Raw genomic sequence first — 13,432 nt, 5'->3', positions numbered from 1 at the left:
ATACCTCTATATGTTTCATAATTGAGGTTACTATAGCAAGAAATTTTCTAGCTTTTACAACTTTTTAAATATAAAAAGTTGTAATTAAGGAATCTAAGTTGATTGAGATAATTATTATTTTTAATATGTTAGGAATGGAAAAAAGCGTATTTTGACCCCTAGTCACAATACGCTTTTTTATTTATTTTGTAAAAGGTGTATAGGTTTAGCTGATAATGATTGTTTAGCTGCTATCCACACCACAATGATTGTTGTTATAACAGATAAAAGTATGCCTAAAATAGACCAAGTCATATCTATTTTCATCGGCATTTGGAACAAGAAGCGCAAAATGATACCTGAAAAGGCTAATGCAATTCCAGCACCAACTAATCCGGCTGATAGGGAGATAATCGTATTTTCTAATAAAATGGATTTCATCAAATTACTAGAAGACATACCAATTGTTTTCATAATAGCAACATCTTGTGTCTGTTGCATTAAGCGAATGACAACTTGATTTCCAATTGTGAGAACAGCCGTTAAAAATGCGAATAGCGCTACAATTGAGAAGAAAGCACTTTGCATTTGAATAATATACTGAAGACTATCGATTGCTGTAGCGGCAATTGAATATGTCATTGCTGAACTAGGAAGTTTTTCATTTAATTTTGTTAATATAGCATTGGTTTTTTGAGGATCACTATCTAAGGAATAAGTAATTCGGCTTGGTTTCCCATATGTAGCTAATGTTTCAGTTGGGATACGTATGCCAACTGTTTTAACTACACCAGATTTAAAGAAACCTATAATTTCGCAGTTTACTAATTCATTTCCAATTTGAATGTCAACTGTATCGCCAATTTTCATACCTAATTTCTTATAGCTGTCCAAAAGAACTGCTTTTTTCCCTTTTACATCCGATAGAGATAAATCATGTCCTTCAGAAATTGTATAAGCTCTAGAATTAAGGGCTGTACCCACGCCCTCTATAGAGATTTTAGTTGAACTAAAAAATTTATCATCTTTTGCATTTTTCGTAAATATAGATGCTGCGTCTACCCCGTTAATATTTTGGAGTCTTCCATCTAGTTGATATCCTTTTTTCCATCCTTTTATGTCCTTAATAGAGTTTAGTTGTTTTTCAACTTTCTCTTCATCATGAATGGAACTGGTAATAAGAAGATTTCCCATTGCTTCTTTTTCCAATTGGCCTTGAACTGATTCAATTAAATTGTCTGCAAATACATGGCTAGAGACAACAGAAACAACACCAATCGTTAAAGTAACTGCCAATAAACCACTTCGTTTACTTGTAGTAGCCATGTTGTGTAAAGCAAGGAATAGAGTTTGTGGCATTATGTTTTTCATAGCACCAATTAACTTAAATAATAAAGAATATATAAATCCTATAAAACGGATAAAAGCAAAAATAAATAATAAAACTGCATTTGTAAGTAAAAAAGCAAGAAACCACTTAAAGATGGCGTTGCCATTTGTATTTGTTGTAAAAGCTATATTATAAACATAAATAGAAAGAATGCCACAAATAAATATAAAAAGTTGAAATTTCTTTTTAAATGGTAAAGTATAATTCACAGTTGTATTCTCGGTATCACGTAACATTTGAAGTGGTGATACACGCATGCCACTTTTTACAGGTATCCAAGACGCTACGAAGGTTACAATTAATCCCACAATAATGGTTGTGAAAATTACAGACCATGAAATTCCCCAATGTAGAGGTAGTGAAAGCACGTCTGCTAGATATGAAGTTAGCCAAACGCTGGCTAATAAGCCAAGTACAATCCCACCAACTGTTCCGAGAATCGCTAACCAAAATGCTTCTAATAGAAAATATCGAATAATATATTTAGTTTTCATTCCTACTGACTTCATAACAGCGATATCATGCGTACGTGAAGCAATAATGACTTTCATTGTGTTAGAAGTAGTAATAGCAGCAATTCCAAGGGCTAATACGCTGAAAAGTTGAAGAAATGGTAACAACATCCGTAAATCTTTTTGTCTCTCTAGTTCTTTATCCTGAACATCTATTACGCTACTTTGTGGTAATTGTTTTTGGATATTCTTTTTAAAAGAAGTAGTATTAACATTCTCATTTAATAAGATTAATGCTTCATTAAATGTACCTGTAGGTACATTTAAGAGTTGCTGTACTTGATCTAAATGTAAATAGGCAGTTCCAAAAATCGAAGCATCGCCATAGGATTCTTGGACACCCTCTACTAAACCACTGATTTTATATGAGGACATTGCCCCAGTAGAACGATTAGGAATCTCTACTCGATCTCCTATTTTGACTTGCAAACGGTCAGCTGTATTTTTGGAGAGTAGAAGTTCATCTTTATGTAAAGTGCGAATCTTAAGAAACAGATTATCACCAAAGAAAGGATAGTGATTCGTTTCAATTCCTTTTACGATTAAGCTTGTTGTTTTTTGATCAGATTTGACCATACTTTGACCTAATAAAGAAGTTGTGAGCGCTTTCTGTTCTTCTTTAGGTATGGAAGAAATAAGAGTCTCACGATCCATCGGTTTCAAATAGGACTGGACTGACACATCCCCTCCTAAAAGGATTTTAGAAGATTCGTGAATAGATCGAGGAACTAGCTCTACCAACATGGACATAGAAAAGAAACTAGCTATTCCTATTAAAATACTGAACACTGTAAAAAAAGTTCTTAAACGATTACGCGCTAAACTACGTAGTGCAGATTTTAGTAGCATGATGTTATGCCACCTTCTTGTTTACTAGATTTTGTATGGTTGTTAAGAGTTTCTTGAACTAGGAGACCATCTTCCATTTTTAAAACACGATCTGAGAGTTTTGCCACATGCGTATCATGTGTAGCGATAATAAATGTCATATGGAGTTGATCACGTAGTTGAAAAATCAAGTCCAAAATATTTTTTCCTGTTTTTGAATCTAAGTTCCCGGTTGGTTCATCAGCAATAACAATGGTTGGATTATTTACTAATGCACGAGCAATTGCTACACGCTGCTGTTGTCCCCCGGATAGCTGGCTTGGTAAATGGTGATATCGCTCTTCCATCCCAACAAGGTCCAACATGTCCCTAGACTTTGTTATCATTTCTTTTTGGCTTTTTACTCCAGCGCACATAAGCGCCATCATAACATTTTCTTGAGCGGTCATTGTTGAGACTAAATTATACGATTGAAAAACAAAACCGATTTTTTGGGCACGGAAATCAGCTAGCTTTTCTTCTGACATGGAGGTAATATCTTGTTGTTCAATAATAATACGTCCTTCGGTAGGTGTATCCAATGATCCGAGTATTCCAAGTAGTGTGGATTTTCCACTTCCACTAGGACCAATAATACTAACAACCTCTCCAGAATAAAATTGAGTACTCATCCCTTTTAAAATTTGGATTGTTCCTGCCTCGGTTTCATAAGCTTTCTTTATTTTTTCTACTTGAAGGATTACTTGTTTGTTTAGCATCCCGTTCCCTCTCATCCCTTTTAAATTTTAATGCAAAGACAATTGAAAATTATTTTGCTACACCAGTATTTTTCCATTATTTGGAGATATCTCGATGATTATAATAAATGGAATCATATGAAAATAGCAACCCTGAAAATCTGAATATTTCGTGACAGACTTTTTAAATATTTTAATATAAAAATGATTTTATAATAATTAAGTTAATAGTATTGAGGACGACATTACATACGTTTTTGGGGTATTAATTTATGTTGTAATTTAGGATTGTCTAATAGTTACACTCTCATATTTTTTACATTTATACCAATTCATCGGTTGATATTATTCTCTTAAAAGCTTTTTGGCCCAGGAAATTGATATGGTTATTTTATAACGTTATTTCATCTCAAAAATGAACAAATATCTTTTCCTATTCATTTTTTTCATAAACTACAGAAAAAAAGACATTGAACCAATTAGTTCAATGTCTTCTCGCCTCTTACATATTTGTATATTCAAAGTACAATTTTTCCGGTTTTCCATACATGTTAATTTCATCTTGATATACAGCAGCCAATTGTTGAGGCACCTCAATGTTTTCCATATAAGATAATGAATCAGCTGCCTCTATTTTTTCTTTAATTTCAGTAGGAATAACTGTGTAAGATAAACTCCTCATCTTACTTCCTAACTTAGTATCGGTAGCAGCTTCATAATAAATTTCGGTAATTAAAACCTCATTATCATCTGGATCATACATATATCCTCGGTTAACTGTAAGCATATTATAGTGCTCCTCTCACATTTCGTTTTCTAATTCCTTGTGCTTTTAGCATTGCAACGAGTACCTTATTTCTATATAAATTCCCTATCTTATAATTTGTATATTACATTCTTTATCTATTCTACCATAAATTAGCATTAAATATCTTTTTTTCGTTTTGAATTCAAAAAGTCTTAACAATACTAAAAAGTTAGGCTATGAATTCATTCTTTATTGTACTATTCCTACAAGAGTATAAAGACTGCCAGTAATTTTTATCTCATTACAGGTATCCTGTAGTAATCTTAATGTTTCATATCCATTATGAATGACTTTAGTTTGTTCGGTTGAACTTAATTTTTGATAGTTTAGCCATTGCACACAATCGCAATCATGTACGCTTCCTTTTAATAAAACTTACTGCTTCATAAGAAATACGATCACATATTACGCTTACATTCTTTTTCTTATGCCGTACTTTGTAAAGTTTCATATGATCCCTCCTCTAATTTAAATAAAAAAGCACAATATATGTGCTTTTTTCACTTAGCATATTATTAGCTCAAAGGGTCTATTTACAAGTGATTCCTAACTTAAAGACAACATAAAAAGGGCTTCTTTAAGTCGATTGAAAATGTGCATAGCAAAATAAGCTATATACATTAATCGGCTCAAAGAAGCCCTTTCATAATTGAAACAAGAACACAACTTGCTTCTACAACTCAACCACAACTCATAAGGCGTGGGAATAAACGGAATCAATTAAACAATAAACATACGTTTATATTAAACTATTTTTATATTGTATTCAATTGTTTTAATTGAACGAATATAAGAAGAGGTTTTATATGCAGTTGTTATATGTATTGAATAATAATGTCCCTGCTTCCCCTGCTACAAATCCCCTCTTATTTTCGGTTCTCGGTGTTACTTCATGTACTGTATTTCAAAATAAAGTTTTTCTGGTTTTTGATTTTGGTCTAAATAAAAAAGTATTTCTCTAATAGTTTCTTTTTTAACTTCAATATTTTCTATATAGGACTTACTTTCATTTTCTTGAAGCTTTCGAAAAATAGCAGTAGGTAGTTTTACTGCACAAAATACCCCCATTTTACTTCCTAGCTTTTTAGCTGAAGCAGCATCGTAGAAAATTTCATTTACAATTACTTCATTATCATCTGGATCGTACATGTACCCTCTTTGTATGCGTAGCAATGTATTACTCCTTTCTTGTATATTTTATTTTAATAATAACAACATCTATATATATCATTGTTGTTAAAATAGGCATCAAGTAGTATTATTTCGTAAAATCCGTACTTTGTATAGAGGTAGACACGGGATAATTAGTTCTCTTAAGTTGTTTTTAAATATTTTATGCTTTTTATACAATAAACAAGCCACCCTCTAAAAGAAAGCAATAGCTTGTAAGGGTGGCTTAGTTTATTGTGAATAGCTTTGTATTTAATTGCTTAATCTTTCCTTCTGCAAGAGGTTGATAAAAGGCATGTTGTAATCCTTCTACATGTAATGTTTCTCCTATACATAGTAATACTTTACCAGGAATTAAATCGAGTAGTAGTTCATTATTAATTTGCTTTGCTTGTTTTTCAGTAGAAACATAAATAACTAGGATTGTAGGGTTATTCCCTAAATCATTCATAATAACATCCTTACCTGACTCTACGAAATCTCTCCATCTAGCAATAATTTGTCTTAAGCGATCCTTTTTATCTGTTAATAAGGTAGAGTATACAACAAAATTAAATTCTTGATTTACTCCGTCCTGCGCAGCAAAACTTAAAGGAGGGGTAAAAACCCCTTTACTAATAGATGGATGCATAATATGCCCTATAAAGGAAGGAGCATAACGCAAGTGGCAAAGTAGGTCTATATCATGCCAATAGCGTAGATGAACATATTTACCGTGATTATCAAGACGCTCTGGAGAAAAGAAGAACATATTACCTTTCCAGTATTTTAAGAGCTTGTAACCATTATCCGATAATGTATATGTTTCTTCAAAGATTTCCATATCAAAACTCTTAACCCGCCATTTTTCAATTAGGCGATAGTAAAGTAATCCTTGAAGTGCATCATTTATTTTCTTACGTGAGTATTTGTTCTTGAATAAATATAGTAAATGATTGAATCGAACAGATGTATGAACACCAATGAAAGTGAGTATGGCATACTGTTCCTCTGTCAAACGCTGCTTAAACTTAACCAATTCCTCATAAGAATGGAATACATAGGATTTATCCAGTTCATGTATTCATATATTTGAAGTCCCTGTACATCCCCATTTGATAAATGAGGAATAGATGGTACATAAGTAGACAATTGTTTCTCCATTGTACGCATAATCATTCATTAAAATTGGTAAATTGACGAATTAGATTTTTTACTCTGTCCTTGGGGATAATTTAGGATACGCACAGTTCCTTTTTTATTTTTGGCATCGATATTAAGCAGCTCACATGTAACAATCGTTTGGTTTAGTGCATCTTCCGCAGTTGGGTTGGCAAGATTACGGCTCTTTAGTCCTTTAAACTGAATACCTGGTGCAACTTCTACGAAAATACCAGCAATTGCATCTACCCCTACTATTTTACCTACAAATCGGTCACGGCGTTTCTTTAGCTCTAATAGCTTATCCATTGGATCTGTTTCTAGTTTCTTTTTATTTCCTCTAAATTCATAACGGCCATTCTTTTCTACTATTTTATCAATGATAAGTTCTACAACATCGCCAATCACAATATTCTCTGGACGTACAAATGAATGTGACCATTGGGAATACCTCACTCCTACGGTTACACCATGAACCTCAACTAAAACAGTTTGTGCAGATGGAATATGTCCAGAGACAGTTCCCGTGTATACTTTATTCCCCTCTTGTGCTGTTACTTCTTCATACAACCTCTTTTGAAGTGCTAGTTCTCCCGCGGTAATAGATACGACGGCGAAGTTACCTTCTTCAGTTCTTTGGAAGTGCTCAATAATAACAGGTTTTGTCCTTCCTACTAGCCACTGAGGGTTTTTAGGAATACTGATTCCAGCCTCTGTAATGGGACAGTATGCAGTCGTATGAGTACCAATTTCAATTGTAAGTACTTGTATACGCTCTGATGTACCATTTTTAGTTGGAAACAGTTTTTCGGATACAACAGTAATTAACCCTTTTCCTACAGTACGCTCTCGTTTCATGCGAGCTAATTCTTCTAATTCATGCTCTCGTACTCGTTCAAATTGATTAAAGGTTATTTCTACATGCATTTCCCCTATATTGTTGTTCTCTAGTTCAAAAGCCATCCCTAGTTCTTCTGTAATTTGAGTGTTTACTTTACCTTCTGCCATTATATTTTCCTCCTAGAACGTAAAAAAGGACACACCTGTACCGTTGGAATGGTACGTAAGGTGTGTCCTTCACGTAAGTTATGCTTTATTTATATAATTATTAATTTTAATATAATGGTGTTATGTAATTTTTGCAAGTATAAAATTAGTATAAGTTTATCGAGATGTAGGGTTTGAATATTAATAGATTAGCTTTCGATATTACCAAATATATTATCCAGGCTTTTACTCATAGCATTCGATGTTTTGTTCTTCGGTTCCTCATTTTTATTAAGTAGTGATTTTGTATTGTTATACTTATTTTTTTGTTGTGATTTCAAGCGATTTTGTTGTTTTTTATAGCTTATGAGTTTATATTGACGCTGTTCCTCATCATTTCTAATGGTCTCTACCATATTTTTTTCTAAGTTTTGATGAACAGTAAGGCTAATGGATTCGTAAACTTTTGCAACTTCCTCTTCGAGTTTATTCTCTTCAATATGATCAATTGTTTTTGCAATTGGAATCGCATTGGCCTCTACATTAGTTTTTGTTTCCTTTAAAATGGGAGTAGATTCTATATTTGTTTCTGCATCCTCTGTTATTGTAATTGGAAGTCGGTTTGATGAAAATTTTTCTAGAAATGGTTCAGTCTCATCAGAAATTTCGGAATGCATTATGGAATCTTTGTCCCACTCTTGTTCTAGCATAGTAATAGATAATTCTTTGTTCATTTCCTCTACCCCCATGTTTATTTCATGGCATTCTTCCATATGAGGTAATTCTATACTCATGACTTCCTCAATATGCTCTTCCGAGACTGTATTTGTTATTTCAGGAATTACACTTTCTATTGATATTTCTTCTAATACTGGCAGCTCGCCATTTCGTTGTAAGGAGTTTATTAATCTCGATGCACGTGTATAATTTATTTTAAAATTGTCCTGTAGTAAAGATATAGACGTGGTACCAGCTTCTTTTACAAAAGCTAAAACATCGTCATATAGAATATCTTTAAAGAAATCTGTCTCTCCTTGCGTGACCTCGGTGTCTTCACCTGAAATGGCTACTTTTTGTGAAATAGTATTCTCTACACTTATATTAGGTGATTGGGTAGTATTAATATCTGATTCTCTTGGTAATATTGGTATACTATTATCTTTTGAAATTAGAACTGTACGAGGACCATTCCCTGCATAAGAACTTACAACTTGATTTTGTTCTAACTGCTCAATAAATCGAGCAGCTTTCATATAGCTAATTTTAAATTTTCTTTGCAGAAAGGCTGGAGAGACTTGTTGTGATTCAATAACGAATCTTTTAATTTCTTTATACAATTTATTTTCCGCCTCTTCTTTATCAACCTCGATCTGTTGGCTGACAACTGCAGAATCGTTAGAAGAGGTTGTACTTTCTGATTTATGTCCCCTATAATTCTCCAATGATACAATGTATTGTTGCTTATCTTGTAATTTTATTGGTATATCTTTCTCCATTTCCTCATCTTGAATAGGGAATAAAGGTACAAATTCTTTCATCTTCTCTGCATCTACATGCTTCATAGGATTTGCTTTGACGATAGATTCATTAATCAGACGGAGACGTTCATTTTCCCAATATCGTCCTATTTTCATATCTAGCTGAATAACCGCTTGAACATATGCTTCTTTTGGTACAAAGTTACTTGTAATTTGTTGTACGGGTTGGACATGATTGTCTTGTACAATACGAGCAGCACAGATAAATGCACCTTGTGCCATGATATCTCCTGGTGACATAATAACTTCTTTTGTTTTCTGATAGGTTGATCCTAATCGACTAACAGGATTCTCTTGCATAGGAGAAATACCTTGTTCGGATTCCGCCTCTTTAAATTCCTCTTTCTCACCAAACATGTCAGAGAAGATTTTTGCATCATATGGCGTTACATCCCCAAATATCATTTTGTTACGGAATGAGCCCAGTAAGGTAAACATGTATTGCTCTGTGAAGTCGAGAGCTAATTGAGATAGTGTTTGGCTAGCGATTGTTAGAATTACTTTATATTTACGAGATTGTGCAGGGAATTCTTTAAATGGCCGCACAACATAATCCGGAAACTCATCGACAATAATGTGATGGTAAGGTGAGATGTTTGGTTCTCTACGGAATACTGCATTCTGCATACTTAACAATATAAATTTTCCTAATACGTTTGAAAGGTCCGCTAACTCCCCTTTCGCTGTATTAACAAGTAAAATGCCCCCCTGCTCTAAATGAACATCGAAATCAAAATGGGATGTTCCAAATAAAACGCGTCGTATTAAAATGTTTGATGCCAAATCTTTTAAGATATTACGTAAACCTTTAACATATTCTTCTTCTCTGTCATAATGCATTGGTTGTCCGCGATATTTCCCTGATTTATAAACTGCTGGTTCTCCTTGGAAGCCTGTTTTTTCACGAATGGTATTATCAAACCATTCATCAATACCTTTTATAATTTTATATTCATTTTTTTGGTCACGTGAAGCAGCCCCGCTTTGAACAAAATCATATAACTTCTCTACTTGGGCCTTTAAAAGCTTATGCATACGATGGACACGTTCTACATCATCATACATCTCAATTAAGTCGTCGAAGGTAACATCTTTTTGTGGGTTGTGTAGTTTTAGTAAATAGATATGTTGTTTAAGGTGGTTACGCTGGGCCTGTTCAAAGAACGCATTGTTAGATTCAGACAAACCTTGAATAACCATTGCGAAAACCTCTGCTACTTTATCAACTGGTCCTCGCAGAATATTTATATTTTTGGTATCAGGATTAGTTGGGTCGATATAGTAAACAGAACTTGCAGGGATTTTATGTGCTTGTACCAACTTATATACTTTTTGACATAAATCATTACTAGGTTCAATAACAGTCACACCATTTAAAAATGTTCCTTTTACTTCTTCTGTATCATAATTATTCTTTTTATACGCTGTTTTAAACTTATTTATGAAACGTACCATCCAGTGTAAATCTTGATTTATCATAGGAATAATTAAACTTGATGTTTTACCAGAACCAATTGGACCAATAATAATTCCATTTAGCGTTCTATCTTTCCCCTTAATACGAACCATCTCTTTATGCTCAATATGAGGCCCAATTTCTACATCAGGATATATTTGTTCTTCTTGGCTATTAAACCATTTTTGTAACTTGTGATTTTTATATTCGTATTTTTGTACCCACTTTAATATCTCCACTCGGTAACGAACAATATGGCCACTATACCAAAGTGTAAACAAAATCATAAATACTGTAGGTAAAAATACAAAAATCAAAGTGAGTGTGTGAAAATTTCCTGTTAAGACGTGACCTATTGCCTCATACTCACCAAAATTAACATGTTTTGATTTCTCCGTGAGATAAGGAATAACCTTTGCATGGATCGGAGCAGTTGCAAACCATAAAAATTGAATATCAACTGCAATATGAGAAGCAATCAAAATTATTAATTTCCCATTTTTTACATGCAAAGCAGGAATACGGCTGTAAAACCTAAAGCTGAACTCTCCTAATAGTAAAGAAAAGAACATTAAAATGAGCGGTACATATGTGATTTCTATAGGATAAGACGGTGGTTCAAATGCATAGTAAAGTAGTTTTATGTAGTTTACTAAACCGAATCCAAATGAAAGAATAAACCCGCTAATTAAACCAATTGTAGTAAATAGAGGTAATCGTTGTTTAAATGTCTCCATATAGGCTCACCTACCTCTTACAGATATAATTGAGCTTTATGATGGAGTGTAAATCGATTATTGAATTCTTGTTTAAATTGTTCTTTTGATTTTTCTAAAAAGAATTTCGCTGCATCTTCGGTTTGTTTTAAATATAAATCAATGCTATTTCTTTCGCATAGTTGCTCGTATTCTTCTTGTGAAAGTACCGCAATATTTACTTCTATTTTTTTATTCGTTGCCGTTTCAATTATTACATCATACCAAAAGTAATTCGGTTTTCCTGGAATTTGGATATCTTGTAGAGAAACACTAAACGTTGCCCCCTCTTCTGTCATATGTTTTAGGACAAGTTCTGGATTCTTAAATGCTTCTCTTGCAGAGAGCACTCCTCCATTCGTTGTTGATGCAAATTGTAAATTCATTATCATTTTCCACCTTTCTCCATATAAAAAAAGACAAGCGACACCCACTGTAAAAACAGCGTGTGTCGCTTGCCTTAATTTCATATGTTCTGATTTGATTGTAGTTTTTATTATATGTTCAATCGCTATTCTAACACCTTAAAAAATAGAAATCAATAAAATTGTATAGAAGTATATAAAAAACAATGGATTAATATAATTCTACAAGTTTACGTCTTTTTGGATGAATGTTATTTGCAGTACGTGCCATGATCTGTTCATTCGCGTCCATAGTGACACTCTCATTTTGTAAGGATAGTAGTAGTACGTTGTTATAAGTGTTCATTAAAAGAATATCTCTAGGTTTCTCACGTTTCGGATAAATAACAACAAGTGGAACGCCTTCGTCCCCTTCTTTTCTTGAAAATACGACATCGTCTAGTCTAGCAATCATCCTGTAATCATTTTCATTTCCGAAAATAAAGAAGAAATCTTGGATCACATCTTTATCTCTCCTATACGTTCGTCGAAGTCCTCCATCTATTGATTCTTTGAACGTTTGAACCTTTTCAACAAATGCGTAACGCCAATCGGCATCTCCTACTGTACGTTGAGATAAAGATAAAAGAATATCTTGTTCGAAGTTTTGATTATCATCTTTTCCAAGGATGATATCTGAAATAACATCTCCAGCATTTTTAAGTGAGCAGACGTGTAGATGTAGATTGGTTTGATTCATTAAAATTTCATGATATTTCCGCATAGAAAATAATAGATTTTTCATCCGCATGTATGGTGGTTCAGCATCTTCTGCAAGAAACATAGTTTTGTCGTACATAACAAAAACAACGGTTATATTCTCAGTCGTTTTTTGTGAGAATTCTATGTACTTACCTACTTTTTCAACTAAGGTAGCATTTGTTTCTTTACACATATCCATCTCGATATAGATATTTTTACCTTGATATGAAATATGTTCATCTGGAATCAAAGGCAACTGGTCATCCTCAATTTTCATATTTTGTTTCTGGTAAAAAGAACGAATATCCATTTTATATAATAATTCATTGGTTTGAGTTTTCTTTGTAGTCGCTAGAAGAGTACGCATAATGACTTCGCGTGAACATACTGTGTGAAAAGAAGTTGCTCGTGAGTACCTTCTTTTGGAACTTTTTTTGGGAATTCTCCCTATCCCCATTAAAAATTCAATTGCTTTTTCTTTTAAGGAAAATAAGGCACGTTTCGTAATGCTGTCATCCCTTTTATCTATTTTTTTAGTTAGCATAGCCCCGTATTGTGAGTATCGGTCAAGTTTTGTAAATATGCTAGCTTCAGAACATTCTCTTCCCTCAAATGCACTATATAACATTGTGATTTGTCGTGTTGTAAGAGCTCTTTTGTAATATAAAACTGTTAACATAAAAACGTCTGCTTCTTTTAAGTGAAAATGTTTTTTGGTACCTGGTCGTTTATATTTATACACTTCTCCGGACAAAGTATACACCTCTTATATTGAATTAGACTTAAATTAAATAATTATCATTTTTAATATACTATTACATTGATATAGTGGTTGTAAAATAAGAAAACATGAATAAGAGGTTTTGCTTTTCAGAGATACCCTATTTTGTACACCAGAGTTGGGATGGTAACTACTATTATAAATCCATTAAAAATCATGGTTTTATATGGACCTATTAAATCTTTCATGTTGTTAGGCCGATATACTACTAGACATCTAACAATAGTTATAATGAAATTCTGTTA

General features: G+C 33.1%; 8 protein-coding genes and 1 pseudogene. All 9 read right to left on the bottom strand.

Going from position 1 to position 13,432, the window contains the following annotated elements; all coding sequences use genetic code 11:
- Positions 1–177: 177 nt before the first annotated feature.
- Positions 178–2,730: an ABC transporter permease gene (locus QCI44_RS28385; RefSeq protein ID WP_353811536.1), complete on the bottom strand. Its 2,553-nt coding sequence runs from the start codon at positions 2,728–2,730 to the stop codon at positions 178–180.
- Complete coding sequence (locus tag QCI44_RS28380) at positions 2,721–3,467, bottom strand: ABC transporter ATP-binding protein (RefSeq protein ID WP_016135726.1); 747 nt, start codon at positions 3,465–3,467, stop codon at positions 2,721–2,723. The genes QCI44_RS28385 and QCI44_RS28380 overlap by 10 nt, the downstream gene beginning before the upstream one ends.
- Positions 3,468–3,948: 481 nt before the next feature.
- Positions 3,949–4,233: a hypothetical protein gene (locus QCI44_RS28375; RefSeq protein WP_016135725.1), complete on the bottom strand. Its 285-nt coding sequence runs from the start codon at positions 4,231–4,233 to the stop codon at positions 3,949–3,951.
- 906 nt (positions 4,234–5,139) lie between these two features.
- The gene (locus tag QCI44_RS28370; RefSeq protein WP_016135724.1) at positions 5,140–5,427 is read right to left on the bottom strand and encodes a hypothetical protein; all 288 of its coding nucleotides are present in this window, start codon (positions 5,425–5,427) and stop codon (positions 5,140–5,142) included.
- Between the two features lie 223 nt (positions 5,428–5,650).
- Positions 5,651–6,576, bottom strand: a pseudogene (locus tag QCI44_RS28365) (hypothetical protein).
- Positions 6,577–6,585: 9 nt separating this feature from the next.
- Positions 6,586–7,572, bottom strand: a complete 987-nt coding sequence (locus tag QCI44_RS28360; protein ID WP_016135722.1) for a S1 RNA-binding domain protein — start codon at positions 7,570–7,572, stop codon at positions 6,586–6,588.
- 188 nt (positions 7,573–7,760) lie between these two features.
- The gene (locus QCI44_RS28355) at positions 7,761–11,282 is read right to left on the bottom strand and encodes a DNA translocase FtsK (RefSeq protein ID WP_016135721.1); all 3,522 of its coding nucleotides are present in this window, start codon (positions 11,280–11,282) and stop codon (positions 7,761–7,763) included.
- A gap of 17 nt (positions 11,283–11,299) precedes the next feature.
- The gene (locus QCI44_RS28350) at positions 11,300–11,686 is read right to left on the bottom strand and encodes a hypothetical protein (protein WP_016135720.1); all 387 of its coding nucleotides are present in this window, start codon (positions 11,684–11,686) and stop codon (positions 11,300–11,302) included.
- A gap of 190 nt (positions 11,687–11,876) precedes the next feature.
- Positions 11,877–13,160 carry a replication-relaxation family protein gene (locus tag QCI44_RS28345; RefSeq protein WP_016135719.1) on the bottom strand — a complete coding sequence of 428 codons (1,284 nt, stop codon included), beginning with the start codon at positions 13,158–13,160 and terminating at the stop codon, positions 11,877–11,879.
- Positions 13,161–13,432 lie beyond the last annotated feature (272 nt).

This window comes from Bacillus cereus group sp. RP37, assembly GCF_040459695.1.
Lineage (GTDB): Bacteria > Bacillota > Bacilli > Bacillales > Bacillaceae_G > Bacillus_A.
Note: the sequence above shows the minus strand (reverse complement) of the source record. Positions and strands in the feature narration are given on the sequence as shown.

Excerpts from the sequence above, each read along its gene's own strand:
- QCI44_RS28385 (WP_353811536.1), bottom strand. The coding sequence starts at position 2,730 with ATGCTACTAAAATCTGCACTACGTAGTTTAGCGCGTAATCGTTTAAGA.
- QCI44_RS28380 (WP_016135726.1), bottom strand. The coding sequence starts at position 3,467 with ATGCTAAACAAACAAGTAATCCTTCAAGTAGAAAAAATAAAGAAAGCT.
- QCI44_RS28375 (WP_016135725.1), bottom strand. The coding sequence starts at position 4,233 with ATGCTTACAGTTAACCGAGGATATATGTATGATCCAGATGATAATGAG.
- QCI44_RS28360 (WP_016135722.1), bottom strand. The coding sequence starts at position 7,572 with ATGGCAGAAGGTAAAGTAAACACTCAAATTACAGAAGAACTAGGGATG.
- QCI44_RS28355 (WP_016135721.1), bottom strand. The coding sequence starts at position 11,282 with ATGGAGACATTTAAACAACGATTACCTCTATTTACTACAATTGGTTTA.
- QCI44_RS28350 (WP_016135720.1), bottom strand. The coding sequence starts at position 11,686 with ATGAATTTACAATTTGCATCAACAACGAATGGAGGAGTGCTCTCTGCA.